Source organism: Bordetella ansorpii, from assembly GCF_900078315.1.
GTDB lineage: Bacteria > Pseudomonadota > Gammaproteobacteria > Burkholderiales > Burkholderiaceae_B > Bordetella > Bordetella ansorpii.
The window spans coordinates 131,512-157,782 of the sequence record NZ_FKBS01000017.1 but is presented as its reverse complement, the minus strand read 5'-3'; the positions used below and the strand labels follow the sequence as shown (position 1 = coordinate 157,782).

General features: G+C 68.2%; 28 protein-coding genes. 12 read left to right on the top strand and 16 right to left on the bottom strand.

Going from position 1 to position 26,271, the window contains the following annotated elements; translation table 11 throughout:
- Position 1: 1 nt before the first annotated feature.
- Complete coding sequence (locus A7W11_RS15695) at positions 2-340, bottom strand: thioredoxin family protein (RefSeq protein ID WP_412778732.1); 339 nt, start codon at positions 338-340, stop codon at positions 2-4.
- Positions 341-342: 2 nt separating this feature from the next.
- Positions 343-1,623 carry a Zn-dependent hydrolase gene (locus tag A7W11_RS15690; protein WP_066414876.1) on the bottom strand — a complete coding sequence of 427 codons (1,281 nt, stop codon included), beginning with the start codon at positions 1,621-1,623 and terminating at the stop codon, positions 343-345.
- A gap of 219 nt (positions 1,624-1,842) precedes the next feature.
- Between A7W11_RS15690 and A7W11_RS15685 the strand changes: the two genes are divergently transcribed.
- Positions 1,843-3,693 carry a phosphoenolpyruvate carboxykinase (GTP) gene (locus tag A7W11_RS15685; RefSeq protein WP_066416058.1) on the top strand — a complete coding sequence of 617 codons (1,851 nt, stop codon included), beginning with the start codon at positions 1,843-1,845 and terminating at the stop codon, positions 3,691-3,693.
- 142 nt (positions 3,694-3,835) lie between these two features.
- Positions 3,836-4,402: a DNA-deoxyinosine glycosylase gene (locus tag A7W11_RS15680; RefSeq protein WP_082887275.1), complete on the top strand. Its 567-nt coding sequence runs from the start codon at positions 3,836-3,838 to the stop codon at positions 4,400-4,402.
- Here A7W11_RS15680 and A7W11_RS15675 read toward each other — a convergent pair.
- Positions 4,384-5,235 carry a beta-keto acid cleavage family enzyme gene (locus A7W11_RS15675; protein ID WP_066414872.1) on the bottom strand — a complete coding sequence of 284 codons (852 nt, stop codon included), beginning with the start codon at positions 5,233-5,235 and terminating at the stop codon, positions 4,384-4,386. The two genes, A7W11_RS15680 and A7W11_RS15675, sit on opposite strands and share 19 nt — an antisense overlap.
- A 130-nt stretch (positions 5,236-5,365) precedes the next feature.
- Positions 5,366-6,328, bottom strand: a complete 963-nt coding sequence (locus A7W11_RS15670) for a 3-hydroxyacyl-CoA dehydrogenase family protein (RefSeq protein ID WP_066414868.1) — start codon at positions 6,326-6,328, stop codon at positions 5,366-5,368.
- A gap of 117 nt (positions 6,329-6,445) precedes the next feature.
- On the opposite strand from A7W11_RS15670, the gene A7W11_RS15665 reads away from it, so the two are divergent.
- Both A7W11_RS15665 and A7W11_RS15660 read left to right on the top strand, forming a co-directional pair.
- Entirely contained in the window at positions 6,446-7,345 is a 900-nt protein-coding gene (locus tag A7W11_RS15665; RefSeq protein ID WP_066414865.1) for a LysR family transcriptional regulator, read from the top strand.
- A gap of 132 nt (positions 7,346-7,477) precedes the next feature.
- Positions 7,478-8,299 (top strand): protein phosphatase 2C domain-containing protein, encoded by an 822-nt coding sequence (locus tag A7W11_RS15660; protein ID WP_066414862.1) that lies wholly within the window; start codon positions 7,478-7,480, stop codon positions 8,297-8,299.
- A 24-nt stretch (positions 8,300-8,323) separates the two neighbouring features.
- On the opposite strand, the gene A7W11_RS15655 is transcribed toward A7W11_RS15660, so the two are convergent.
- A complete protein-coding gene (locus tag A7W11_RS15655; protein WP_066414859.1) occupies positions 8,324-10,069 on the bottom strand; it encodes an IlvD/Edd family dehydratase in 1,746 nt (581 codons plus the stop codon).
- A 239-nt stretch (positions 10,070-10,308) separates the two neighbouring features.
- Between A7W11_RS15655 and A7W11_RS15650 the strand changes: the two genes are divergently transcribed.
- Positions 10,309-11,325: a Bug family tripartite tricarboxylate transporter substrate binding protein gene (locus A7W11_RS15650; RefSeq protein WP_066414851.1), complete on the top strand. Its 1,017-nt coding sequence runs from the start codon at positions 10,309-10,311 to the stop codon at positions 11,323-11,325.
- Positions 11,326-11,488: 163 nt separating this feature from the next.
- Here A7W11_RS15650 and loiP read toward each other — a convergent pair whose 3' ends face one another.
- Positions 11,489-12,259 (bottom strand): metalloprotease LoiP, encoded by a 771-nt coding sequence (gene loiP / locus A7W11_RS15645; protein ID WP_066414848.1) that lies wholly within the window; start codon positions 12,257-12,259, stop codon positions 11,489-11,491.
- A gap of 223 nt (positions 12,260-12,482) precedes the next feature.
- On the opposite strand from loiP, the gene A7W11_RS15640 reads away from it, so the two are divergent.
- From A7W11_RS15640 to A7W11_RS28355, 4 genes are all read left to right on the top strand, one after another.
- Positions 12,483-13,094 carry a YceI family protein gene (locus A7W11_RS15640; RefSeq protein ID WP_066414845.1) on the top strand — a complete coding sequence of 204 codons (612 nt, stop codon included), beginning with the start codon at positions 12,483-12,485 and terminating at the stop codon, positions 13,092-13,094.
- A 224-nt stretch (positions 13,095-13,318) separates the two neighbouring features.
- Positions 13,319-13,498: a DUF3311 domain-containing protein gene (locus A7W11_RS15635; protein WP_066414842.1), complete on the top strand. Its 180-nt coding sequence runs from the start codon at positions 13,319-13,321 to the stop codon at positions 13,496-13,498.
- Positions 13,498-14,988, top strand: coding sequence for a monocarboxylate uptake permease MctP (mctP, locus tag A7W11_RS15630; protein WP_066416051.1), 1,491 nt, complete (start codon positions 13,498-13,500; stop codon positions 14,986-14,988). Before A7W11_RS15635 ends, mctP begins: the two co-directional genes overlap by 1 nt.
- Positions 14,989-15,322: 334 nt before the next feature.
- The gene (locus tag A7W11_RS28355) at positions 15,323-15,487 is read left to right on the top strand and encodes a hypothetical protein (protein WP_173678822.1); all 165 of its coding nucleotides are present in this window, start codon (positions 15,323-15,325) and stop codon (positions 15,485-15,487) included.
- A gap of 152 nt (positions 15,488-15,639) precedes the next feature.
- Here A7W11_RS28355 and A7W11_RS15625 read toward each other — a convergent pair whose 3' ends face one another.
- A complete protein-coding gene (locus A7W11_RS15625; protein ID WP_235816907.1) occupies positions 15,640-16,446 on the bottom strand; it encodes an urease accessory protein UreE in 807 nt (268 codons plus the stop codon).
- On the opposite strand from A7W11_RS15625, the gene A7W11_RS29135 reads away from it, so the two are divergent.
- Positions 16,445-16,609, top strand: coding sequence for a hypothetical protein (locus A7W11_RS29135; protein WP_162270280.1), 165 nt, complete (start codon positions 16,445-16,447; stop codon positions 16,607-16,609). The two genes, A7W11_RS15625 and A7W11_RS29135, sit on opposite strands and share 2 nt — an antisense overlap.
- A gap of 134 nt (positions 16,610-16,743) precedes the next feature.
- On the opposite strand, the gene A7W11_RS15620 is transcribed toward A7W11_RS29135, so the two are convergent.
- The 9 genes from A7W11_RS15620 to phnG all read right to left on the bottom strand — a co-directional run bounded on the left by A7W11_RS15620 (position 16,744) and on the right by phnG (position 24,004).
- Positions 16,744-17,448 (bottom strand): SDR family oxidoreductase, encoded by a 705-nt coding sequence (locus A7W11_RS15620; RefSeq protein WP_066414840.1) that lies wholly within the window; start codon positions 17,446-17,448, stop codon positions 16,744-16,746.
- Positions 17,449-17,537: 89 nt separating this feature from the next.
- Positions 17,538-18,176, bottom strand: coding sequence for a TetR/AcrR family transcriptional regulator (locus A7W11_RS15615; protein WP_066414837.1), 639 nt, complete (start codon positions 18,174-18,176; stop codon positions 17,538-17,540).
- Between the two features lie 60 nt (positions 18,177-18,236).
- The gene (locus tag A7W11_RS15610) at positions 18,237-19,427 is read right to left on the bottom strand and encodes an alpha-D-ribose 1-methylphosphonate 5-triphosphate diphosphatase (RefSeq protein WP_066414835.1); all 1,191 of its coding nucleotides are present in this window, start codon (positions 19,425-19,427) and stop codon (positions 18,237-18,239) included.
- Positions 19,428-19,432: 5 nt separating this feature from the next.
- Positions 19,433-20,155 carry a phosphonate C-P lyase system protein PhnL gene (phnL, locus tag A7W11_RS15605; RefSeq protein ID WP_066414833.1) on the bottom strand — a complete coding sequence of 241 codons (723 nt, stop codon included), beginning with the start codon at positions 20,153-20,155 and terminating at the stop codon, positions 19,433-19,435.
- Between the two features lie 2 nt (positions 20,156-20,157).
- Complete coding sequence (gene phnK / locus A7W11_RS15600; RefSeq protein ID WP_066414832.1) at positions 20,158-20,934, bottom strand: phosphonate C-P lyase system protein PhnK; 777 nt, start codon at positions 20,932-20,934, stop codon at positions 20,158-20,160.
- Complete coding sequence (locus A7W11_RS15595) at positions 20,934-21,806, bottom strand: alpha-D-ribose 1-methylphosphonate 5-phosphate C-P-lyase PhnJ (protein ID WP_066414831.1); 873 nt, start codon at positions 21,804-21,806, stop codon at positions 20,934-20,936. The genes phnK and A7W11_RS15595 overlap by 1 nt, the downstream gene beginning before the upstream one ends.
- A complete protein-coding gene (locus A7W11_RS15590; protein WP_066414830.1) occupies positions 21,803-22,927 on the bottom strand; it encodes a carbon-phosphorus lyase complex subunit in 1,125 nt (374 codons plus the stop codon). The genes A7W11_RS15595 and A7W11_RS15590 overlap by 4 nt, the downstream gene beginning before the upstream one ends.
- A gap of 4 nt (positions 22,928-22,931) precedes the next feature.
- A complete protein-coding gene (phnH, locus tag A7W11_RS15585) occupies positions 22,932-23,537 on the bottom strand; it encodes a phosphonate C-P lyase system protein PhnH (RefSeq protein WP_066414829.1) in 606 nt (201 codons plus the stop codon).
- Positions 23,537-24,004, bottom strand: coding sequence for a phosphonate C-P lyase system protein PhnG (phnG, locus tag A7W11_RS15580; RefSeq protein ID WP_066414827.1), 468 nt, complete (start codon positions 24,002-24,004; stop codon positions 23,537-23,539). The genes phnH and phnG overlap by 1 nt, the downstream gene beginning before the upstream one ends.
- A 256-nt stretch (positions 24,005-24,260) precedes the next feature.
- On the opposite strand from phnG, the gene phnF reads away from it, so the two are divergent.
- Both phnF and A7W11_RS15570 read left to right on the top strand, forming a co-directional pair.
- A complete protein-coding gene (gene phnF, locus A7W11_RS15575; RefSeq protein ID WP_066416044.1) occupies positions 24,261-24,986 on the top strand; it encodes a phosphonate metabolism transcriptional regulator PhnF in 726 nt (241 codons plus the stop codon).
- 91 nt (positions 24,987-25,077) lie between these two features.
- Positions 25,078-26,271 (top strand): alpha-D-ribose 1-methylphosphonate 5-triphosphate diphosphatase, encoded by a 1,194-nt coding sequence (locus A7W11_RS15570; RefSeq protein WP_066414826.1) that lies wholly within the window; start codon positions 25,078-25,080, stop codon positions 26,269-26,271.

Here is a 26,271-nt window from a genome sequence, read left to right as displayed (position 1 = left end):
ATCAGGGCAACTCGGCGGGGTAGTTGTCCAGCGCCAGCGCGATCTGCTGCTCGATGTCCCATTGGGCCAGCTGCGCGGCGATCGCGCCGTAGAAGGTGCCGTCGCGCACCACGAACATCGCGGGCAGGTGGAAGACTTCGTAGCGCTCGACCAGGCCGCCGTTGTCGCCGGCGTCGATCCAGCACAGGCGTTGCACCGGCAGGTCGAAGGCGGGCAGTTGCTCGCGCGCGACGCGGCAGGTGCCGCAGGTGCGGCTATGGAACACCAGAAGCGAAATGCCCTTGGCATCCAGCAGGAAACGGTCCGCGGTGCCGTCGTCCAGGTCGTGTTGCTCGATCATGGTCAGGATGCACGCGCCAGCCGGGCGTCCAGTTCCAGTACGGTTTCGTACAGCACCCGCGTGCCGTCCAGCAGTTGCGCGGGGTCGATCCATTCCTCGGGGCAGTGGCTGCGTCCGTTCAGGCAGGGGATGAAGATCATGCCCATGGGGCCGGTGTGCGCCATCTGCACGGCATCGTGGCCGGCGCCGCTGGGCAGGCGCATCGAGGCGTAGCCCAGCCGCTCGGAAGCGGCCTGCACGGCGTCCATCACCACCGGGGAGCAATGGGTGGGCCTGGCGCGCGAGACCTCGTCCCAGGCCAGTTCCAGGCGCAGCGCGGCCATGTCGCCCGCCACGCCGTGCGCCAGGTCTTCGACGAAGCTGTCCAGCACGGCCTGGCTGTCGCTGCGGACCTCCAGGATCATGTCGGCACTGCCGGGCACGGCATTGGTGGCGTTGGGCGTGACCGCGATGCGGCCGATGGTGGCCACGACGTAATGTTGCGGGCCGGTCAGTTCGCTGGCGCGGCGGTGCGCGGCGTCGATCACGCGCGCGGCCCCCACCAGCGCGTCGCGGCGGATGTCCATGGGCGTGGTGCCGGCATGGTCGGGTTGGCCGGTGACGCGGATGCGCGCCCGGCGGATACCGACGATGTGCGTGACCACGCCGATGGGCAGGCCGCGGGTTTCCAGTACGGGGCCCTGTTCGATGTGCAATTCGACGAACGCCGCCGTGGCGTCGGCCCCGCGCAGCGGCCGGGCCAGCGCGCGCGGATCGGCGCCGATGCGGCTCAGCGCGCCGGCCAGGCTTTCGCCGGCCGGATTGGACTTGGCCAGCATCTGCGCGTCCAGCGTGCCGGCGATGGCGCGGCTGCCGATACAGGACACGCCGTCGTAGTCGCTGGGCTCTTCCGACAGGAAGTCGATGACTTCGAACGGGTGTCGCAATTGCACGCCTTGCTCATGCAGCGCATGGGCGACCTCGATGCCGGCCAGCACGCCGATGATGCCGTCGAAGCGGCCGCCGCTGGGCACGGTGTCGCAGTGCGAGCCGGTAACGATGGGTTTGCGCCGGGCATCCTGTCCGTCGCCGGTGCCCGCGCGCCGTCCCACCAGATTGCCGCCGGCATCCAGCGTCACGGCCAGGCCGGCGGCGGCGAACTCGCCTTGCAGCCATTGGCGGGCGGCCAGAAACTGCGGCGAGAAGGCGCGGCGTGTCCAGGGTACGTCGGGCAGGGTGTGGCGGGACAGCGTTTCGACGCGTGACCAGAGGCGGTCGGCGTTCAGCGGCGGAAAGGCGGGCATTGCACGGCCAGAAAAGCAGGAATTGGCCGACGATTATGTCACAAGGCCCTGGCGGCGGCCGCCCTGGATGACGGGCCGGACACGGCGCGCGGCGTTGCTTTTGCTTTCAACCCGATTTGGGAGCGGCCCCGCACCAAAGTATGATGATTCGGTTTCACTGCACGGTGCCGGGTTTCCCGGACGCCGTGTTGACTATAAATCCAGGAGAGCCTCCATATGATGTCCCACACCGCATCCGACACGGTCCAGCCCGTCGACCTCAACGTCCCGTCCTACGTCAAGCACACGCGTTTGATCGCCTGGGTGACCAACGTGGTGGCGCTGACCCGTCCGGCACGCGTGGTCTGGTGCGACGGCTCGCAGGAAGAGTACGACCAGTTGTGCGACCTGATGGTCCAGGCAGGCACCATGCGCCGCCTGAATCCGGCCAAGCGTCCCAATTCCTACCTGGCCTGGTCCGATCCCTCGGACGTGGCGCGGGTCGAAGACCGCACCTTCATCTGCTCCGAGCGCCAGGAAGACGCCGGCCCCACCAACAACTGGGCCGCGCCCGACGAGATGCGCGACACCCTGGGCGGCCTGTTCGAGGGCGCGATGGAAGGCCGCACGCTGTACGTGGTGCCGTTCTCGATGGGTCCGCTGGGTTCGCCCATCGCCCATATCGGCGTCGAACTGTCCGACAGCCCCTACGTGGCCGTCAACATGCGCATCATGACCCGCATGGGCCGTGCGGTATACGACGTGCTGGGCACCGACGGCGAGTTCGTGCCCTGCGTGCACAGCGTCGGCGCGCCGTTGCGCGACGGCCAGGCCGACGTGGCATGGCCCTGCAACGACACCAAGTACATCGTGCATTTCCCGGAAACGCGCGAAATCTGGAGCTACGGTTCGGGCTATGGCGGCAACGCGCTGCTGGGCAAGAAGTGCTTCGCGCTGCGCATCGCCTCGACCATGGGCCGCGACCAGGGCTGGCTGGCCGAACACATGCTGATCCTGGGCGTCACCTCGCCCGGGGGCCGCAAGTTCCACGTGGCCGCCGCCTTCCCCTCGGCGTGCGGCAAGACCAACTTCGCCATGCTGATCCCGCCGCAGGGCATGAACGGCTGGAAGGTCAGCACCATCGGCGACGACATCGCCTGGATCAAGCCGGCCGCCGATGGCCGCCTGTACGCCATCAACCCCGAGGCCGGCTATTTCGGCGTGGCGCCGGGCACCGGCGAGAAGACCAACCCCAACGCCATGGCCACCCTGAAGGCCAACGTCATCTTCACCAACGTCGCCCTGACCGACGACGGCGACGTCTGGTGGGAAGGCATGACCGACGAGGCGCCCGCGCACCTGATCGACTGGCAGGGCAAGGACTGGACGCCCGATTCCGGCCGCAAGGCCGCGCACCCCAACGCGCGCTTCACGGTGTCGGCGCAGCAGTGCCCGTCCATCGACCCCGACTGGGAGAACCCGAAGGGCGTGGCCATCGATGCCTTCATCTTCGGCGGCCGCCGTTCTAACACGGTGCCGCTGGTGACCGAGGCGCGCAACTGGCGCGAAGGCGTCTACATGGCCGCCACCATGGGTTCGGAAACCACCGCCGCGGCCGCCGGTCAGCAAGGCGTGGTGCGCCGCGATCCGTTCGCCATGCTGCCGTTCTGCGGCTACAACATGGCCGACTACTTCAACCACTGGCTGAAGCTGGGCGAGAAGCTGCAATCGGCGGGCGCCACGCTGCCGGGCATCTACTGCGTGAACTGGTTCCGCAAGGGTCCGGACGGCAAGTTCGTGTGGCCGGGCTACGGCGAGAACATGCGCGTGCTGCAGTGGATCCTGGGCCGCCTGGAAGGCAAGGCGGGCGGCGCCGAGCAGCTGTTCGGCGTGTCGCCCACCTATGGCGACATCGACTGGACCGGCCTGGATTTCAGCCAGGAGAAGTTCCAGCAGGTCATCTCGGTCGACCTGCCTTCCTGGAAGGAAGAGCTGTCGCTGCATGACGAACTGTTCCAGCAACTGAAGCAGGGCCTGCCGGCGGACCTGCCCAAGACCAAGGCCGAGATCGAAGGCCGGCTGGCGGCCTGACGCGATCCTGCCTGAATGACCGGAAGCCGAGGCAGACCGTCTCGGCTTTTTTTCGCGGCGGGCGGGACTGCGTGGCGTTGCTGCGCGGCGCACCCGGGTCGATGTCAGGCCGTCGCCGCGCTCGATACGGCACAATGCCGCCATGACCGAGTCCGTTTCCCCGCATTGCGTTTCGGGTTTTCCGCCCGCATCGCGTCCCGACGCGCGCGTGCTGGTGCTGGGCACCATGCCTGGCGTGGCATCGTTGAAGGCCGTGCGCTACTACGCGCATCCGCGCAATGCGTTCTGGCCCATCGCCGCTGCCTTGCTGGGATTCGACGCGGCGCTGCCTTATGCGTCCCGCATCGATGCCTTGAATGACGCCGGCGTGGCGCTATGGGACGTCCTGGCCGCCTGCGAACGTCCGGGCAGCCTGGACGCGGCCATCGATGCGCGGTCGGCCCAAGCCAATGATTTCGCGGGTTTCCTGGCGGCGCATCCGCGCATCACCCGCATCTGCTTCAACGGCGGCAGCGCGCAGGCGCTGTTTCGCCGGCATGTGCTGCCGGTCCTGTCCCGAACCCATCCCGCGATGGAATACGCCGCCTTGCCGTCCACCAGCCCCGCCCATGCGGCGATGCCGTTTGCCGCCAAGCTGGATGCCTGGCGGGCGGTCGTACCCGGCGCAAGCGCCGGATCGCGCCGCCCGAATCAACGCACCGCGCCGTAGATCTCCCTCGCCTGGTCGGCATCCGCGATCGGCCGGCCCAGCACGCGCCCGCCTTCCGCCGCCTGCGCCACCAATGCCGCGTTGCCCGGCGCCACGGTGCCGTCGCGCAGCAGCAGGTTGTTCTCGAAGCCCACGCGCATGTGCCCGCCAAAGGCCGCCGCGGTGGTCACGCAGGCGTTCTCCTCGCGGCCGAACGCGCATACCGCCCAGGGCAGGCTGAAGTCATAGCCTTGCAGGAAGGGCAGCAGATCGCGCGGCGACGAGGTCTGCCCGGCGCTGTACCGGCCCAGCACGAACAGCACCGACCACGCGCCGGCGGGCGCCAGGCCGCGCGCGCGCAGGTCCTGCCAGCGCGCCAGGTCGGCCGCGTCGTACAGGATGATCTGCGTCATGATGCGCTCGTCGGCCAGCCAGCCCAGGAAGCCGGCAAGTTCCTTCTCGGGCACCTCGGGCACGGCGATCTCGCGCAGGCCGATGGACACGGCTTGCGGACGCAGCTCGCGCACCACGGCGATCTGTTCGGGCGCGCGGTAGACGCCCGCGGCTTCGCTGGTCACCTGCACCAGCACGCGGTCGCCCACCTCGTCATGCACCGCCTTCAGGGCGTCGCGATAGGCCTGGGCGTCCAGCAGGTGCTTGCCGTCGGGCTTGCGCACGTGCATGTGCATCATGGCCGAGCCGGCTTCCAGGCAGGCGCGCGCCTCGGCGGCCAGCGTGGCGGGCGTCATCGGCACGGCCGGATGTTCCTTGGCCGTCTTGTAGGCGCCGTTGGGCGCGACGGTGACGATGACGGGGGAGTCGGCCAGGCTGGCGGGAGTGGAAATGTCGGTCATATCGGCTTGTGCTTGTCTCGGTATCAAGGCCGCGCGTCTCGATGGCGCGCGGTGCTGGGTGTTCTGGGAGGGCGTCGATGCCTGTCGTGCGGCCAGGCGCCGGCGGCATGGCCGTGCTCACCCCTTGCTTTCAGGGCTTGATCTCGGGCAGCTCCGCCGACACCAGATCCAGCCCCGCGCGCAGCAGCCGGTCGTAGCGCGCCCGTTCTGCCTGGACGGTCTCGGGCGTCCATTCGTAGAACCCTGCGCCCGCCTTCATGCCGTGGCGTCCGTCCAGGGCGCGTTCGGTCAGGCAGCGCGCCGGCGTGTCCGCATTGCAGAACGTCGGATACATGGTGGCGCCCGCCGCCGCATGCACGTCGATGCCGGCGTGATCGCGCTGCATCACGGGGCCCGCGGCCAGGAAGCGGAAGCCGAAGCCGAAGCGCACCGCCGCGTCCACGTCCTCGGGGGTGGCGATGCCGCGGTCGATCAGGTCGAAGGCCTCGCGCGACAGCGCATGCTGCAGGCGATTGGCCAGGAAGCCGGGCAGATCCTTCGCCACGCGCACCGGCACCATGCCGCAGCGGCGCATGAAGGCGATCAGGGCATCGGCGCTGGCGCCGTCGCTGGCTTCGCCCAGCACCACCTCGACCAGCGGCACCAGGTGCGCGGGCATGAAGAAGTGCAGGCCCAGCATGCGGCCACGCGTGTCCAGGCTCTCGCCGATGGCGCTGATCGGAAAGCTGGAGCTGTTGCTGGCCAGGATGGCATCGGGCCGCGCGCGGCGCGCCAGCTCGGCGAACAGCGACTGCTTGATGTCCAGGCGCTCGGGAATGCATTCGATCACCAGGTCCACCGAGGCCCAGTCCACGTCGTCCAGCGTCGGCACGACGGCGATGCGGTCCGCGCCGGCTTCGCGGCCGATGGCTTGCAGATTGGCGCGGGCGCGGGCGGGCAGGGCCTGGGCGCGGCCGGCATCGGGTTCGATCAAGGTGGTGCGGCACAGCGCGCGCGCCAGCACCACGGCCACGTCGGCGCCCATGGTGCCGCCGCCCACGACGACGGCATGCGAGGCGCCGGGGGCATCCAGGCGGGGAGTTGCTGCGTTCATGGCGTACGTTCCTTCTACAAAGTTGCGGCCAGTGTAGAGAAGCGGATTTGATAGATGAATCAGATTTTTTGGATAGAATGATCTGAAATAAAGATCAATAAATCCCCGAGACATTCCATGCAGATCAATCTGTCCATGCGCGACATCGACACCGTGTTGATGCTGGGCCGCATGCTCAATTTCCGCCAGGCCGCCGCGCAGCTGCACCTGTCGCAGTCGGCGCTGTCCACGCAGATCCTGCGCATCGAGGACAGCCTGGGCGTGCGGCTGTTCGACCGCACCACGCGTTCGGTGCGCCTGACGGCCGCGGGCGAGGTCTTCCTGCAGCAGGCGGCCACGCTGCAGGTGGCGTTTCGCGAGGCCATCGCGGCGGTCAGCGGCATTGCCGGCGCCGAGCATGGCCAGGTGGCCGTGGCCGCCTTGCCTTCGCTGGCCGCGCGCTGGCTGCCCCGCGTGCTGATGGCCTACCGGCAGAACCATCCGGGCGTGGCGCTGAAGGTGCACGACACGCTGTCGGGGCCGGCCTTCGACCTGGTGCGGGCGGGACAGGTCGATTTCGCGCTGACGGCCGCGGATCCCCAGCACGCCGACCTGCACTACGTGCCGATGATGTCGGACAGCTTCATCCTGCTGATTCCGCAGGGCCATGCGCTGGCCGGCGGCAAGGGGCCGGTGCGCTGGGCGGACACGGCCGAGATGTCGCATGTGTCCATGGTGCATCCCAGCAGCGTGCGGCAGTACACGGAGTGGGCTTTCCTGCAGAACCGCATCCGTTTCCAGCCGGCCTTCGAGGCCGAGCACCTGGCCACCATCGTGGCCATGGTGGAATGCGGATTCGGCGTGGCGGCGTTGCCGGAAACGGCGGCCGAAGCCGTGGCCCATCCCGGCATCGTCGAGCGCAAGCTGATCGCGCCGGTGGCCGAACGGTCGATCGGCTTGGTGACGCTGCGCAACCGCAGCCTGTCGCCGGCGGCTGCTACGCTGGTGCAGATGCTGCGGGACAGTCTGTCGTCCTGAAGCCCGGCGTGCCGTTCCTGGCCAGGGTCCGCACGCCACACCGGGCCGGCCGGTCCCACCGGCGCCACCCAGGGGCTGGCGAGACGGGCTCTTCCACTATCCTGACCGCGATTCCGGAGTTCCACTCTCATCATGCATTTCGACCTGATTGAAAGCCTCAGCCTGGCCGGCAGGGCCAGCGTGCCCAACGACGACCGCGCCGGCAGCGCCGACCGGCATGCCTGGGTGATCGACGGCGCGACCGATCTGGGCGATCCGGGCCTGCTGGGCGAGCGGGGCGGGGCCGCTTGGCTGGCCATGCGCGCGCAAGCGGCCTTCTGCGCAGCCAGCGGCAGCGGATCATTGGAAGCGATCTGCGGCCAGGTGTTCGATGCGCTCTCCGACGCCTATGCCCGCGAACGGCGCCGGGATCCCGTGTCTTCCTGGGAGTTGCCGCGCGCCGCGTTCGCGGCCGTGGCCCTGCAGGACGACGAAGTGGCCTGCGCCTGGCTGGGCGATTGCACGGTGATCCACCGCGGCGCCGGCGGCGTGGCGTTCCTGACCCCGGCGCCGGACCGGGGGGCGGAATCGGCCGAGGCCGCCGCGCTGGGCCCGGGGGCAGGCGCGGGCAACGTGCGCACGCCCGAGGTATTGGCCGACCGCCGCGCCGCGCGCGAAAGGCCGAAACCGGTGCTCGGCGTGGACGCGGCACAGGCGAAGCAGGGCACGCGCCACGCCCGCGCGCCCGTGCGCCGGGGCGACGACATCCTGCTGATGAGCGATGGCTTCGCCGCGTTGATCGATGCGTATGCCGTATACGACGCGCCCGCGTTGGTGTCGCGCATGGCCGAGGCCGGCCTGGCGGCCCTGGGGCGCGAATTGCGCCAGATCGAACGGGACGACGCGGCCTGCCTGCGCTATCCGCGCTTCAAGGCCAGCGACGACGCGACGGCCCTCTGGCTGCGCGTCGGCTGAACGCCATCCCCGGCGGCGCGGGCATCAACGCGGGCGCGGCACCTTGTCGGTGGTTTCCGTGGCGCGCAGGAAGTCGAAGTCGACGCCCTGGTCGGCCTGCGTGACGGTCTGCAGGAAGAGCTTGCGATAGCCGCGCTCGGCCGACGGACGTTCGATCTGCACCTCGGCGGCGCGCCGGGCCAGTTCCTCGTCGCTGATCAACAGCGAGATTTCGCGGTTGGCCACCGACAGGCGGATGCGGTCGCCGCTGCGCACGTGCGCCAGCGGGCCGCCGATGGCGGACTCGGGCGTGACGTGCAGCACGATGGTGCCCGCCGCCGTGCCGCTCATGCGGCCGTCGGAGATCCGCACCATGTCCTTCACGCCGGCGCGCGCCAGCTTGCGCGGGATCGGCATGTAGCCGGCCTCGGGCATGCCCGGCGCACCCGTGGGGCCGATGCGCTTGAGCACCAGGATGTCTTCGGCGGTGACGTCCAGATCGTCGTTGTCGATGCGCAGCGCCATGTCCTCGGCGTTCTCGAACACCACGGCGCGGCCTTCGTGCTCCATCAGCTTGGGGTTGGCGGCCGACTGCTTGATGATGGCGCCGCCCGGGGCCAGGTTGCCGCGCAGCACGGCCAGGCCGCCCAGCGGGTAGATGGGCTTGTCGAAGGGGCGGATCACGTCCTGCACGAACGGGGCGGGCGCCTCGTCCAGCATCTCGCCCAGCGTGCGGCCGCTGACGGTCAGGGTGTCCAGGTGCAGCAGCGGACGCAGTTCGCGCAGCAGGGCGGGCATGCCGCCCGCCTTGTGGAAGTCTTCCATGTAGTGCTGGCCCGAGGGCTTGAGGTCGACCAGCACGGGGGTTTCCTTGCTCATGGCGTCCAGCCCGGCCAGGTCGATGTCGATGCCCAGGCGGCCGGCGATGGCCGTGATGTGCACGATGCCGTTGGTCGAGCCGCCGATGGCCAGCAGCACGCGCAGCGCGTTCTCGATCGACTTGCCGTTGAGGATGCGGCCGGGCGTGAGGCCGGACTTGGCCATGGCGACCGCCGTGGTGCCGGTCTGCTCGGCCACGCGCACGCGGTCCGCCGTGACCGCCGGGGCCGAGCCGCCGCCGAACACCATCATGCCCAGGGCTTCGGTGACGCAGGCCATGGTGCTGGCCGTGCCCATCACCGAACAGGTACCCACGCTGGCCACCAACTGGTTGTTGACGTCGCTGATCTCGGCCGCGTCGATCTCGTCGGCGCGATAGCGGCCCCAGTAACGGCGGCAGTCGGTGCAGGCGCCGACACGCTCGCCACGGTGCGCGCCGGTCAGCATGGAACCCGTCACCAGTTGGATGGCCGGCACGTTGGCCGAGGCCGCGCCCATCAACTGGGCGGGCACGGTCTTGTCGCAGCCGCCGATCAGCACCACCGCATCCATGGGCTGGGCGCGGATCATTTCTTCCGTGTCCATGGACATCAGGTTGCGCAGGTACATACTGGTGGGATGCGAGAAGCTTTCGTGCACCGAGATGGTGGGAAAGTCCACGGGCAGGCCGCCGGCCAGCATCACGCCGCGCTTGACCGCCTCGATCAGTTGGGGCGCGTTGCCATGACAGGGGTTGTAGCTGCTGCCGGTGTTGACGATGCCGATGACGGGGCGCGACAGCGCGTCGTCGGTGTAGCCGGCGCCCTTGATGAAGGCCTTGCGCAGGAACAGCGAGAAGCCCGTGTCCCCGTAGTTGGTCAGCCCCTTGGACAGGCCGGTCGCGGCGGCGGGCGGCTGTTTTTTCTGGCTCATGTCGTCTTCCTACCCTTCGATAATATTATTGATAATTAAGCCGGCCATCATAGCCAGCCCTGCTCGGCAGCCGCAAGCACTTTCCATGATGTATGGAAATTGATCGATTTCAAGGATCAGTCGATAGAAAAATACTGATTAATCAATCAAGCCACGCCGCCTACACTGCCCGGCATGAGAACCGGGCACAACAGCAAAGCCCATCCATCAATAGCCCGGTTCCGGATAGGAGACAAGCCATGTCCGCATCCCGCTACACCGGGGCCGGGCGCGTGCCCCGCCGCGCGTTCGTCTGTTCGTTGATGGCGCTGGCCATCGGTGCGGCCTTTGCGCCGGCCGTCCAGGCCCAGGACAACTACCCCGACCGCCCCGTGCGCCTGATCGTGCCTTACCCGCCCGGCGGCGCCACCGACGTGATCGGCCGCGTCATGGCGCAGGAACTGACGGGCGCGCTGGGCCAGAGCGTGGTGGTCGAGAACCGCGCCGGCGCGGCCGGCAACATCGGCGCGGACCAGGTCGCCAAGGCCGCGCCCGATGGCTATACGCTGCTGCTGGGCGCGCTGACCAGCCATTCCATCAACGCCGAGCTGTACAAGGGCCGCGTGCCCTACGACATCGAGAAGAGTTTCTCGCCTGTGTCCATCGTGGGCACGGTGCCGCTGGTGTTCGTGGTGAATCCGACGGTGAAGGCCAACACGCTGCAGGAGTTCATCGCGCTGGTCAAGGCCAAGCCGGGCGCCATGACCATGGCCTCGTCGGGCAACGGCTCGCCGCAGCATCTGGCGACCGAGATGTTCAAGCGCGTGGCCGGCGTGGACGTGCTGCACGTGCCCTACAAGGGCAGCGGCCCGGCCATGACCGACCTGATGGGCGGGCAGGTGCTGGGCATGATCGAGACCGTGCCCGCGGCCCAGGCCCATGTGAAGGCGGGCAAGCTGCGCGCGCTGGCTGTCACGGCGGCCACGCGCGCCGAGGCGCTGCCCGATGTCCCGACCGCCGCCGAGGCCGGCCTGAAAGGCTTCGAGGTCAGCTCGATGTTCGGCATCGTCGCCCCGGCCGGCACGCCCGCGCCGGTGATCGACAAGCTCAATGGCACCCTGAAGACCATCCTGGCCAAGCCGTCGACGCGCGAGGCGCTGCTCAAGCAGGGCGCCATCGCCACCTGGACCACGCCCGCCGACGCGGCCAAGCGCATCCGCGCCGAGCGCAAGCAGTGGGCGGACGTGATCCGCGAAGGCAACGTCGTGGGCGAGTGATGCGGGGGCAGGGTATCCCATAGCCCGCGCCTGGCCGGGCTTGCGGGCCGCCCGGGCCTGCCCTGCAGGGACGGTGTCATTCCCCCATCGAGGCAAAAAACGGGGCGCATTTCGCAATGCGCCCCGTTTTGCCTGGCACCTGGCGCCCGAGGACGCCGCGTGCTTACTTGCCGTTCTTCAGGCGGGCTTCCATGCGCGCGGCACGGTCGGGCGAGGAGGGGTGCGAGCTGAACATGTCGCTCTTGCCGCCATCCAGCTTGGCCAGCTTCTGGAAAGCCGTGACCAGGCCCTTGCGGTTCATCTTCTTCTGGGTCAGCAGATCGAACGAGTAGTCGTCGGCCGCGGTTTCCTGCGACTGAGAGAACTGCGCGTTGATGAACTTCTCGGTCAGGTCGCCCAGTTGCGAGGCCGACAGGGCCGCGACGGCGCTGCCGCCGGCGGCAGCCGCGGCGTTGCGGGCGGCGCTCACGCCATAGGCGGTCTGCATGGCCTTCTTGCTGTGGCCCAGGGCGACGTGGCCCATTTCATGGCCGATCACGCCGCGCAGTTCGTCGTCGTTCATCATGTCCATCAGGCCGCTGTACACGCGCACGCAGCCGTTGCCCATGGCCCAGGCATTGACGTCCTTGGTCAGGTAGACCTTGTAGTCGATCTTGTTGCCGTTCAGGTCCATGTCGCCGAAGCCCTTCATCACCCTGGTCAGGCGAGCACCGTACTTGCTCTTGGGCGTGGCAATCTTCGATTCCGCGTCGCTTTGCTTGCAGGCCGCATCCGACATCTGGACGATGTCGGCGTCGGACAGCGTGGCGGCCTGGTAGGCGCTGGCGCCCGCCGACATCAGGCCATCGGTATTTGACATGCTACCCATGTTGTTGCAGCCTGCCAGCAGCAGGGCCGCGGCCACAGCCGTCGTGCCGAACGTGATCTTACGCATGGAAGTCCTCTTTCTGAAGTTTGATTTTGTGCAGCGGCCGGGGCTTTTCGTCTTAAAAAAGACTGAAGTGGCGCGGGCTAGACTTTAATGAGGCGCTCGATGTCGTCGGGTGTTTTTGATTATCAGACTGCAACAAATACCAACGGCAGCATTTCGGGAATATTTCCGCAAAGGTTGCCGTCTATAGTGTTGCCGCATCGAAAACGAAAGACGAGCGCTCCGGATGCCTTCCCGCCTTGCCTGCATCCCCCTGCTTCTGGCCAGCCTGTGCGGCATGGCGCGCGCCGATGCCCAGCCTGTTTCGTATCCCTTCGATCAGCGCAACGCGGTGATCGAGTTCTTTCCCCGGGTGGGTGGGATCCTGCGGCCCACGGGCGAGTTCCAGCAGTTCCAGGGCAACCTGTCGCTGGATGCCGAACAGCCGGCGCAAAGCCAGGCCACCGTACGCATGAGCGCCAGCCTGATCCGGGTGGGCATGCCGGGCGGCGCCAACAAGCTGCGCTCGGTCGATTATTTCGATGCCGTCCGTTATCCCGAGATCGATTACCACAGCACGGGCCTGACGGCGGGCGAGGACGGGCACCTGACCATGACGGGCCTGTTGACCATCCGCGGCGTGACGCGTCCGCAGACGCTGGATGTCTCGCTGGTGCCGGGCGACAAGGGCCTGGCGGCCTTCGAGGCGACCGGCAAGATCCGCCGCAGCGATTTCGGGATGGTGGCCGATCACCGGCTGGTCGGCGACGAGATCGGATTGACCATCAAGGTGGCGCTGGATCAAAACGCCATTGCCGACCTGCGGCCGCCTGAACCCAAGCCCTATATCGAGCCCTGAGCGCCGGATCCTGACAGCGTCCATACCCGTTGCGGGCGCGCGGCATCCCGGCGCGTCAATACCCTTGATTGCAAAATGGGCTATTTAGTGGTGTTAATGCGACAGGCGTATCGTTGCATCCGAGGGAGCGGCCGATCCCGCGCCCTCGTTCAAGTCCCGCACATCCGCGGGCCGCAAGGCTCTGCAACGACACCAACCTACACGAGACACGAGCGCGCATCATCATGTGGATACTGCTTCTATTACCCTTCCTGGGCTTGCTATGGGTGCCTTTCTATAATCAGGCGCTGCCCGATTTCATGGGCTTTCCTTTCTTCTACTGGTATCAGTTGCTGTGGGTGCCGATCACGGCGTTCCTGACCTGGATCGTCTACCGCCATTACCGCAAGAATGGGGAAGAATGATGGAAAGCAGTCACTTGAACTGGGCCGCCTTGTCGGTCTTTATTTTTTTCTTCCTGCTGGTCACGGTGATGGGCTTCGCGGCGTCGCGCTGGCAGCGCGGCGGGAGCCACGCCAATCTCGATGAGTGGGGCCTGGGCGGCCGCCGTTTCGGCACCTGGATCACCTGGTTTCTGGTGGGCGGCGATTTCTATACCGCCTATACCGTCATCGCCGTGCCCGCGCTGGTCTACGCGGTGGGCGCCTATGGCTTCTTCGCGCTGCCGTACACCATCCTGGTGTATCCCATCGTGTTCGCCATCATGCCCAAGCTGTGGAACGTGGCGCACAAGCAAGGCCACGTGACCGCGGGCGACGTGGTCTACGGCCGCTATGGGTCGCGTCCGCTGGAGCTGGCCGTGGCCGTGACCGGCGTGCTGGCCACCATGCCCTACATCGCGCTGCAACTGGTGGGCATGGAGGTGGTGATCAAGGCCCTGGGCCTGACGGGCGAACTGCCGCTGGCCGCCGCCTTCATCATCCTGGCGCTGTACACGTATTCGGCCGGCCTGCGCGCGCCCGCGCTGATCGCCTTCGTGAAGGACCTGATGATCTACATCGTGGTGCTGGTGGCGGTGGTGCTGGTGCCTCTGAAGCTGGGCGGCTACGCGGCGGTGTTCGATGCCGCCGGCAAGGCGTACACGGCCAAGGGCAGCGGCGGCCTGACGCTGGCGCCCGCGCAGTTCCTGCCGTACGCCACGCTGGCGCTGGGCTCGGCGCTGGCGGCCTTCATGTATCCGCACACCCTGACCGGCATCTTCGCGGCCAAGAGCGCGGACACGATCCGCAAGAACGCGATCTTCCTGCCGGCCTACACGCTGTTGCTGGGCCTGATCGCGCTGCTGGGCTACATGGCCTACGCCGCCGGCATCAAGCCGGGCACCAACAACGACGTGGTGCCGATGCTGTTCAACACGCTGTTCCCCAGCTGGTTCGCGGGCTTCGCCTTCTCGGCCATCGCCATCGGCGCGCTGGTGCCGGCGGCGGTGATGTCGATCGGCGCGGCCAACCTGTTCACCCGCAACTTCTGGAAGGCCTACGTCAACCCGAACGTCACGCCGGAAGGCGAGGGCAAGGTGGCCAAGCTGGTGTCGCTGGTGGTCAAGGTGGGCGCCCTGGTGTTCATCCTGTTCATCCCGACGCAGTACGCGCTGGACCTGCAACTGCTGGGCGGCGTGTGGATCCTGCAGACCTTCCCGGCGGTGGTGTTCGGCCTGTTCTCGCGCTGGTTCGGCGGCACCGCCTTGCTGATCGGCTGGGCCGTGGGGCTGGGCGGCGGCACGGCGCTGGTGTTCGCGGACGGTGTGAAGCCGGTGCATTCGATGGTCATCGGCGGCACGACCTACACGATGTATACGGGCCTGCTGGCCCTGGCGGTGAACATCGTCGTGGCCGTGGTGGCGCAATTGCTGCTGGGATCGCGCTCGCGGGCCGTGGCGCAGCCCGGCGTATGAGGCGGCGAGGCTCATTCATTCAGGTTCGGGTATGGATAGCTGACGATGGGCTGATAAAGCAGGCTGATTCGCGTTTTTTATCGAACGAATTAAGCAAATCGAATTGACGGCCCCGTTTGTGCGGGTGCAACATGGGCCATGCCTTGCCGCCTTTCTCGGGTGCCCCTTGGGGATGGCGGCCAGGCATTTTCGTTTTGCCGCCGGTCTTTCCCTGGCGAGACATTCGCCTCGGAACGGCATGCTTTTTTCCGCCGATTCGCCCGTCGGGCGATCAGGCGGACTTGCCGGGGCCGCGCGTGCTTGTTCATGTCCGAAGAAAGCAGGAGCCCATACGATGGAAAAGACGAACTTCCTGGATGCGCTGGTCACCGCCGAGCTGTCGCTGTTCGGCATTGCCGACCGGGACGCCGAAAGCAGCCCCGTGGCCCCGGCCACGCCCGCGCAGGCGTCCACCGCGCCGGATTTCACCGACGCCGACTACCGCAGCGCGGCGGGTTGACCGTTGCCGCGGCCTGACGCCCCGCTTCATGCGTCGGCGCCAGGCCGCGAGCCTCGCGATTTCAAAGCCAGCCGTGCAGCCTGGCTTTGCTGGCAAGGCCTGCTGGAACTTGCCTGTGCAGGCAGCAGGGGCGGCGTTGCGGTAAGGCAGGATTATTTGCGGCGGTGATCGTGCTTGGGGTCATTGCCATGCTCGTGGGCATGGACGTGGTCATGCCTGTGATCGTGGGCCTGCGCAGGCTTGTGATCGTGCCCGTGGACATGATCGTCATGGCCGTGCGAGTGGTCGTGAGAGTGCTCATGGCCGTGATCGTGTCCGCAGCCGGGGCCGTGCACATGCTGCGGGTGATCGTGGCCGTGGTCGTGACCGCACCCCGGCCCATGCACGTGCTTTTCGTGGGCATGCGTGTGGTCGTGCCCATGCCCATGGCCGCACTGCGGTCCGTGCACGTGTCCTTCATGGGCATGATCGTGCCCATGCCCGTGTCCGCCGAGGTCGGCGTCCGGCTCCGGCTCGAATGCGACCTGCGCCTCTTCCACCCGCACGCCTAAGCGCCTGAGCAGGTCGCGCAGCGCCGGTGCGTCCTCCAGATACAGCGCATCCGCTTGCACCTGTACCGGCGTGTGCCGTTTACCCAGCTGATAGGCCGCGCGCGCCAGCAGCAGCGGATCGGGGCTGGTGACGCGCAGCACCGGCTGCTGCGCCGCCGCCACGCGTACCAGGGTGCCGTCCGTGGCGATCAGGATGGCGCCGTCGCGCAGGAGCGTGTCTGGCGGCAGAGACAGGGCGGCCTCGCGGCCATCGTCCAGCGTGACATCCAGGCGGCTGCGGCAGCGGTGTTCATAGGCCAGCGTCAGGGCGGCGGCGCGGCGGCGCAGCGGCGCCGCGATGCTGGATTCGTCACCAAGGACTTTTTCGATACGGATCATTTTCTGGAACAGGAAATAGCGCTGCGCCATGGAGCAGCACCCGCGCCGGTTCGCATATCAGCAACTGGCCGTCGGCGAGGACGCGGTGGGTTTCGGGATCGACTTCGATACGCGGTTGCCAGTCATTGATCATCATATCTGCCTTGCCGCCTTCGCGTATGCCGAGCACCGTTCCCTGCGGCGCGGTTATTGACCGTGCTGCCCGTTCAGGTCCGTGCTCGGCGACGCCAGACGGGTGTCCGGCCCGTCCAAAGACTGCCGCGTTCGCCTATGGACCGCTCACTGCGGGGTCGGCCATGGGCGAGCGAAGTCTGGAACCAGGGTCTCTCAGCCCTGCGGCGGCGGCATGTAGCTGGCCGGATCGGCCGAAAGACCTGCCTTGACCATGCGGGTCAGTTCATCGGCCATGACCTCGCTCGCCCCGGCCTCCAGCGCATCGAGCGCGGCCGCGACCACGGCGTCGGCGGACTGCTTGGGCACGTCCAGCCCCCGGGTCAGGTCGGTGTCGACGAAGCCCATGTGCAGGCCCAGCACCTGGGTGCCCTGGGCCTGCAATTCGTGGCGCAGCCCGTTGGTCAGCGCCCAGGCCGCCGACTTCGTCGCCCCATAGCCCGCCAGTTGGGGCCGGTTGATCCACGACGCCACCGACAGCACGTTGAGCAGGGCGCCGCCGCCATGGGCGGCCAGCACCGGCGCGAACGCCTGGCTGACCCGCAGCATGCCGAAGAAGTTGGTCTCCATCTGCTCACGGATGTCGTCCATGGCGGCCGCGAGGAAAGCGCCTTCCCGGGCGATGCCGGCATTGTTGATGACCAGCGTGACATCGCCGCATTGCGCCGCGAGGGCCGCGGCGTCATCGGCCTGCGTGACATCGAGCCGCACCGGCGTCACGCCCGCCTGAACGACGCTGGCGGGGTTGCGTGCCGCCGCATAGACCTTTCCTGCGCCCCGTGCAAGCAGCGCCCGCGTGAAGGCAGCGCCGATGCCGCGATTGGCGCCGGTGACGAGAACGATGGCGTCCTGGATTTTCATGAGGAACTCCTTGTTTTTAATATGATGGCCATCATATTAATGGTCAAAAAAATGCGCGGCGCCTTGTGGGCTGCCACGCGTCTGGGGCGTCAGGCGTTGCCTGGGCCCGGATCGTATTGGTTCAGTAGCGCGGTGCGGGCCGCTGCCAGGACGGCCTGCGCTTGCGGGCCATCGCCGAGTGTTCGTGCCAGTTGCAAGGCGCCGACGAGCATGCCGGCGACCGCCGGTGCGGCTTGGCGATGGATCGGGGGCAAGGCATCGCGCACCCCGGCGATAAGGTGCGACACGAGTGCGCGCGCCGCCGCCTGCAGCGCGCCGGGCGCGGCGTCATCCGCCGCATGCGCGCAGCGCGCCAGGTCCGACGCCAGGGCCGATACGGGGCAGGCCGTTTCGAAGGCAGGAAGGTTCGCGTCGGCCAGATAGGCTTGCACCAGCGCCCGGAACGCGCTTGCGCCGCGTTGCCGCTGCAGGGCGATGCGCTGCGCCAGCACCTGCGCCATATCGCGCCGCGCACACTCCAGCGCTTCGGCCAGCAGCGCCTCGCGCGAGGCGAAGTGCGCATAGAAGCCGCCATGCGTCAGGCCCGCTTCCGTCATGACCTCCGCGACGCCCACCTTGTCCAGGCCGCGCCGCCGCAGGGTGCGTGACGCGGCGGCCAGGATGCGGTCGTGAGTCGCCTGCTTCTTGTCAGGGAGGTGCGGTGGGCGCGTGGACGCAGCAGGTGCCATGGACGGCTTCGGTATTTAATATGATATTCATCATATATTTTTCCCAATACCGTGGCAAGCTCAGGCGGCGATGGCGTGTGCCCGGGCGGGGCCCGATCCCCCCGGATACTGCGTGGCGAACACCAGCCGTCCTTGCGACCAGGTCCGGCTGACCAAGGGCATGCCGGCCACCTGCGTCACGGCGATCAGGTCGGCGCGCAAGCCCTCGGCGATGCGGCCGCGATCGTTCAACCCGCATGCCTGCGCGGGATTCGACGTTGCCAGCGCCACCGCCTGCGGCCATGACAACCCCGCCTGGGCCACCGCCAGGTACACCGCCGCGATCAGCGCGGACGGCTGGTAATCCGAGCACAGGCAGGTGGCCACCCCGGCGCGGATCGCGTCGATGGCCCGCATCGAACCGCTCTGGCTGCCGCCGCGCAGGATATTCGGCGCGCCCATGATGGTCGCCAGTCCGCACGACACCGCCGCCTTGGCCGTATCCAGCGTGATGGGAAACTCGCTGATCGTCACGCCCAGGTTTCGCATCGTCGCGATGCGGTGCACCGAGTCGTCGTCGTGGCTGGCTGTCGGCACGCCGGCGCGCTGCGCGTGCGCCACCAGCTTTTCCACCCGCGCGCCGGCGCCGGTTGCCGCGCGCAGCTTGGTCTCGGCGGCCGCCTCGGCCTGCACGCGGTCCATGCCGTGATTGCCCATCATGTACTGCAGGTAGGCCTCCATGGTCTTGAACTGGCCCTGGCCGGGCGAATGGTCCATCACCGACAGCAGGTCCACCGCGCCTTCGTCGATCAGCGCCGCCAGCACCTCCATGGCCTGCGGATCGGTGATCTCGTAACGGCAGTGCACCCGGTTGTCGACCAGGCCTTGTCCGCGAAAATCGCGGATCGTGCGCACCAGCTGGGCGGCCGTCAGGTTGTTGCGCACGCCCCATTCATTGTTGGCGAACGACAGCGCGTGATAGGGCGTGGTGATGCCGGCCGCCGCATTGCGGCGGTCCACCTGCGCCACCGCGAAGTCCATCGGGAACTGCACCCGCGAGCGCGGTTCGGCTTCTTTCTCGATGGCATCGCAGTGCAGGTCGATCAGGCCGGGGAGCAGCGTCTGGCCGTCCAGGTCGATGGTCTGCACGCCATGCGGCGCGCCCTCCGGCTCGATCGCCGCGATGAGGCCGTCTTCGATCAGCAGGGCGCCGCGCTCGATCACGCGGTCGGGCATGACGATGCGGGCGTGGGTCAGGTAGGTGGCGGACATGGCCTTTATTCCATCAGGGCCGCGGGCGTGGCGGCATGCAGGGGCAGCAGGCGCGTGGCGACCGCGTCGCGCACCGCCTCGTCGTGGAAGATGCCGACCAGGCAGCGCCCGGCCGACAGGGCCTCCTGGATCAGCTCGACCACCACGGCGCGGTTGCCGGCGTCCAGCGAGGCCGTGGGTTCGTCCAGCAGCAGTACGGGATGCCCACCGATGAAGCCGCGCGCAATGTTGACGCGCTGCTGCTCGCCGCCCGAGAAGGTGGCGGGCGCCAGCGACCACAGCCGTTCGGGCACGTTCAGGCGCGCCAGCAGGTGCGCGGCGCGCTCGCGGGCCTCTTCGGCCGAAACGCCACGCTGGCGCAGCGGCTCGGCCACCACGTCCAGCGTCGTGACGCGCGGAATCACGCGCAGGAACTGGCTGACGTAGGCCACCGTATCGCGCCGCAGCGCCAGGATGTCCTGTTCGCTGGCGCCGGTCAGGACGGTCCAGTGCGAACGGCCGTGGCTGCGGATGCGGATGCTGCCCGCCGTCGCCAGATAGTTGCCGTACAGGCAGCGCAGCAGCGTGCTCTTGCCCGCGCCCGAGGGGCCGGACAACACCAGGCAGTCGCCGCCCGCGGCGTCGAAGCTGATCTCGTCGAGCACCGGCAGGCGGATGCCGCCCTGGTTGTGCAGGGTGAACAGCTTGCGCAGGCCGCGCACTTCGATCATGGATTCTCGGGTCGTCATGCTCAGCTCTGCAGGATGGAAGAGACCAGCAATTGCGTATAGGGATGCTGCGGATCGTCCAGGATCTGGTCGGTCAGCCCGCTCTCGACTACGTTGCCGCCGCGCATCACCAGCGTGCGCTGCGCCAGCAGGCGCGCCACGGCCAGGTCGTGCGTGACGATCACCGCGGCCAGCCGCAGGTCCGTCACCAGCTGGCGCAGCAGGTCCAGCAGGCGCGCCTGCACCGACACGTCCAGCGAGGCGGTGGGTTCGTCCATCAGCACCATGCGCGGATGCGTGACCAGGTTGCGGGCGATCTGCAGGCGCTGCTGCATGCCGCCCGAGAACGCGGCGGGGGCCTCGTCCAGGCGGTTCGCATCGATCTCCATCTTGGCCAGCCAACTGGCGGCCGTGCCGCGCAGCGAGCCGTAGTGGCGCTGGCCCACGGCCATCAGGCGCTCGGCGATGTTGGCGCCCGCGCTGACCTGCATGCGCAGCCCGTCGCGCGCATGCTGGCGCACGAAGCCCCAGTCGGTGCGCGACAGCAGCCGGCGCCGCGCGCCCGACAGGTTCGCCAGGTTCACCAGGCCTTGGCTGTCCACGTCATACCAGATGCTGCCGGCCTCGGGCTCGACCTGCCAGGACAGCGCCTGCAGCAACGTGCTCTTGCCCGAGCCGGATTCCCCCACCACGCACAGCACTTCGCCCGGGTACAGATCGAAGCTGACGTCGCGGCAGCCATGCACGCCGTCCCAGGTGCGCGTCAGATTGCGCACCGACAGCAGGGCGCGTTGCTCCATCACGATGCCTCCGTGGCCGATTGCCGGCGTTGTCCGCAGTACTCGGTGTCCGAGCACACGAAGCGGCGCGATCCCTGGTCGTCCAGGATGATCTCGTCCAGGAAGCTGTCGTGCGAGCCGCACAGCGCGCAGCTTTCCGACCATTTCTCGATGGTGAACGGATGGTCCTCGAAATCGAGGCTGGCCACGCGGGTGTAGGGCGGCACGGCGTACACGCGCTTCTCGCGGCCGGCGCCGAACAGCATCAGCGCGGGGTTCATGTCCAGCTTGGGATTGTCGAACTTGGGGATGGGCGAGGGCCGCATCATGTAGCGTCCGTTCACGGTGACCGGGTAGTCGTAGGTGGTGGCGATGTGCCCGTAGCGCGCGATGTCCTCGTACAGCCGCACGTGCATGGCGCCGTACTCGGCCAGCGAGTGCATGGTGCGCGTCTCGACCTCGCTGGGTTCGAGCCAGCGCAGCGGCTCGGAGATCGGCACCTGGAAGACCATCACCTGGCCTTCGGACAGCGGCGTCTCGGGCACGCGGTGGCGGGTCTGGATGATGGTGGCCTCGCGCGTCGATTCGGTGGTCCGCACGCCCGTCACCCGGCCGAAGAAGCGGCGGATGTTGATGGCGTTGGTGGTGTCGTCCGAGCCCTGGTCGATCACCTTGAGCACGTCGTCGTGGCCGATGATCGAGGCGGTCACCTGGATGCCGCCCGTGCCCCAGCCATAGGGCAGCGGCATCTCGCGGCTGCCGAAAGGCACCTGGTAGCCCGGGATGGCCACCGCCTTGAGCAGCGCACGGCGCAGCATGCGCTTGGTGGATTCGTCCAGGTAGCCGAAGTTGTAGTGGGGATCGCGCTCGGGAAGGGGGGATGTCGCGTTCATGCCTGGGCCTCCGTGCCGGCGTCGGCCGGCGGTTGCTGCGATGCGGTTTTGGCCTGATCGTGCTCGGCGCGCAGGCGCCGCAGCAGCTCCAGATTGGCCTGGAAGTCGACGTAGTGCGGCAGTTTCAGGTGCTGGACGAAGCCGGAGGCCTCGACGTTGTCGCTGTGGTACAGCACGAACTCCTGGTCGTTGGCCGGCGACTGCGCGGGTTCGCCCAGTTCGGCGGCGCGCAGCGCGCGGTCCACCAGCGCCATCGACATGGCCTTGCGCTCGCCATAGCCGAAGGTCAGGCCGTAGCCGCGCGTGAACTTCGGGCCTTCCTGCGCCGTGCCGGCGAACTGGCTGACCATCTGGCATTCGGTGACGTCGATCTCGCCGATCACCACGGGCGCGTCCAGCTCTTCCAGAATCATCTCCACCTCGAGCGTGCCGTAGCGGATCTCGGCGGCGAAGGGGTGGGTGTTGCCGTAGCCGCGCTGCGTGGAATAGCCCATGGACAGCAGGAACCCTTCGTCGGCGCGCGCCAGGTTCTGCAGCCGCGCGGGGCGGTCGGCGGGAAAGGTCAGCGGCTGGCGCGTCAGGTCGAAGGGCGCGGGGTCGCCGGCCGGCGGCGCGTCGCTGTCGATCAGGGCGTCCCGCTGCAGCAGGTCGGTCACGCGCGGCGTGGGGGCTTGCTCGATGGGTTCGCCCGCGGGCAGCGGATCGGCCGCGCCGGGTTCTTCCAGGCTGAAATCCAGCAGGCGCTGCGTGTAGTCGTAGGTCGGGCCCAGCATCTGGCCACCCGGCACGTCCTTGAAGGTCGACGAGATGCGGCGCTGCAACTGCATGCTGCCGGTATCGATGGCCTCGGTGTAGCCCAGGCGCGGCAGCGTGGTGCGGTAGGCGCGCAACAGGAAGATCGCTTCCAGCGTATCGCCCGCCGCCTGCTTGATGGCCAGCGCGGCCAGGTGCGGATCGTACAGGGCGCCCTCGGCCATGACGCGCGAGACGGCCAGCGGCAACTGCTGCTGGATCTGCGCCAGGGTCAGCTCGGGCAGGGCGGTATCGCCGCGCCGGTACTGGTCGAGCAGGCGGTAGGAGTTGAGGATGGCGCGTTCGCCACCTTTGACGGCGACATACATGGCCCTATGCCTCCATACGGCAGGTGCGCGGCAGGCCGCACAGCAGGTTGCCGCAGGTCAGCAGCACGTCCACGCCCAGCGGGAAACGCTGGTGGTTGGCCTGCCACTGGGCGACGAAACCGGCCGGCAGGCCGCGCACGCGCAAGGCCTGCCTGTCCTGGATGCCAGGGCCGCTGAGTTCGTAGGCGAACCCGTCACGCAGCGACTGCACTTCCAGCACCACCGTGGCCGAACGGTCGGGGTAGGCCGGGTCGCCCGGGTGCAGGTCGGCCATACCGGGCATTTCCAGTCCCGCCGGGATGGCGACGAACACCGCCGTGCCTGGCCGGCCCATGACGCGGCTGCCGGTATGGAAGCGCAGGAAGCGCGCCACGTCGCCGCTGACGCCGGGCGGCAGCCACAGCGGCGCGTCGCCGTCGGCCAGCGTCAGCAGCACTGCGGTCATGGCGGGCGACAGGCCAGCCGGCACGCCGCAAGGCGCATCCAGTTCGACCACGCGGCCGGGATGCGACAGCGCGTGCAGCACGCCGCGGAACACGGCCTGCGCGCCGGCGACGGGATCATCGAAACCCGGCAGCATGGCGGCCGGCGTGGAGGCGAGGGTACTCATCAGTCTTCTCCCCGGACCAGGGTGAAAAAGTCGACCTTGGTCTGCGCGGCCAGGCTGGCGCGCGCGGCGCGGCGCTCGGCATGGGCGCGGGCCAAGGGGTCTATCAATTCGGCCTGCACGCGCTGGCGCCAGTGCGGCATTTGCAACAGCGCGTCGGCCACCGCCGCCTGTTCGGCATGCCGGATGGCGCGGCCGCGCACATAGGCCACGCCCATCACGCCGTCCTCGTCGCCCAGGGCCACGGCGCAGCGGGTGACGGTGATTTCGCCCAGGTTGAACTGGGCGCCGGTGCCGCCGCTGCGGGCGCGCACCATGGCCATGCCGGTCTCGGGCTTGCGCAGCCAGCGCCGGGCGGGCAAGGGGCCCAGCGCGGCAAAGGCGCGGTCCAGTTCGGCGGTGTCGGCCAGCGCCAGCACGCGCATCCAGCCGCGGCGCGCGGCATCCGGGGCGTTTTCGATTTCGGCCATGTTTCCTCTAAACGTCTAGACGATTGGCGTAGTATGATCCTTGCCAAGCCGTGATTCAAGCGCCAGGGCGTGAAATTATGATGACATTGCGTAAGCAGGCCTAGTGTGCTGTCCCATAGATACGTCGATACGTATCCTCATGCAGACGTCTGCACGGTGTTGTCCCTTGCAGGCACAATGGCGGATATCGCGGCAAAATCGCGGTGCGAACACAACACGTCGACGAGACACCATTCACCAGGACGTATCAGGCATGATGGTCGAGCGAGGTTCCGGGGTTGCAGTCTGGCGCCAGATAGGCGAATTGCTGGCCACCGACATACGCAAGAAACTCTACGCGCCGGGCGAGCAACTGCCGCCCGAGCCCGAGCTGGCGGCGCGCTACGGCGTCAACCGCCACACCATCCGCCGCGCCATGGGCGAGCTGGAGCAGAGCGGGCTGGTGCGCATCGAGCAGGGCCGGGGCACGTTCGTGCAGGAACATGCCATCGACTACGCCATCGGCAAGCGCACGCGCTTTTCCGAGAACCTGCGCCGCCAGGGGCTGCCGGCCCACCTGGAATTCCTGGGCAAGCAGGTGCTGCGCCACGCCGACGCCGCCGCCCAACTGAAGCTGCCGCGCAATGCCGAGCTGCTGCGCGTGCAGATGCTGGGCAAGTCGGGCACGCGCGTCATCGACGTGTCCGAGCACTATTTCGACGCGCAGCGCTTTCCCGACCTGGCCGAGAAGCTGGACGCGCTGGGTTCGGTCTCCAAAGCCTATGCCGAGTACGGCATCGCCGACTACACCCGCAAATGGTCGCGCATCACGGCGGCCATTCCCGATCCCGACGTGGCGCGCCTGCTGGGCCAGCCCAAGACCCGGCCGATCCTGCAGGTCGAGGCCCTGAACGTCGACGAGAAGCAGGCGCCGCTGCAGTACAGCGTGACGCGTTTCGGCGGCGATTTCGTACAACTGGTGGTGTCCGACGACGAAAGCTGAAGCCGGGCGGGGCAGGTGGGCTCCTGCCTTGGTTTCATTTGAATCGTCTAGACATCTGGTCGTCATCAAGCAGCACTAGCATTCGAGCATCATGCAGAACACTACCGACCTTTCCGACGTCCTGGGCGGCATCGCCGGCGCCAGGGTGCTGACGCCGTCCGGTTTGCAGGCCGCGGCATTCGATTTCGCCGATGGCCGCCTGGCTCCGGCCAGCGCGGGCGCGGCGCGCCTGGACGCGGGCGGGCTGCTGGTGCTGCCCGGCATCGTCGACCTGCATGGCGACGCCTTCGAGCGCGCGGTGATGCCGCGCCCCGGCGTCGCCTTTCCCTACGAGGGCGCATTGCGCGACGTGGATTGCCAGTTGCTGTCCAACGGCATCACCACCGAATTCCATGGCGTCACCCTGTCCTGGGAAGGCGGCCTGCGCGGCCAGCCTTACGCCGAGCGCATGTTCGACACGCTGGAGCGCATGCGTCCCGCGCTGGGCGCCAACCACCATGTGCACCTGCGTTTCGAGACGCACCACGTGGCCGGCGTGGAAACCGCGCAGGCGTGGATCCGCGAGGGCCGCGTGCGCTTCCTGGCGTTGAACGATCACCTGCCCAGCATGGTCAAGCGCCTGGGCGACGACCGCAAGCTGCTGCAGTACGCCGAGCGTGCCGAGTGCGACCTGGATACCTTCCAGGAGCGCATCCGCCAGGCCATGCGTTCGGCCGACTCGGTCTCGGGCGCCCTGCGCGCATTGACCGACACCGCGCGCGAAGCCGGGCTGCGCATCGCCTCGCACGACGATCCCGATGCCTCGACCCGCCGCTACTATCATCAGTTGGGCTGCAGCGTGGCCGAGTTTCCGCTCAAGCGCGAGGCTGCGCAGATCGCGCGCGAGCAGGGCGACGCCATCGTGCTGGGTGGTCCGAACGTGGTGCGCGGCGGCAGCCACAACGGCGCGCTGAACGCCACCGAGATGATCCGCGCCGGGCTGTGCGACGTGCTGACGTCCGACTATTACTATCCCGCGCCGCTGGCCGCCGCGATGCGCCTGGTGTGCGACGGCGTGCTGCCGCTGCCGCAGGCCTGGAATCTGGTGTCGCGCAATCCCGCGCGCGCCGCGGGCCTGGCGGGCTACGGCGAACTGCTGCCCGGCATGATGGCCGACCTGATCCTGGTCGACGACAGCGATCCGCAGCAGCCGCGCGTCTGCGCGGCCGTCGTGGCCGGCCGCCTGCGCTACGCCAACCGTCCGTTCAGGCACGCGGGCCAGGCCGCCACGGCCGCCGTGGCCTGA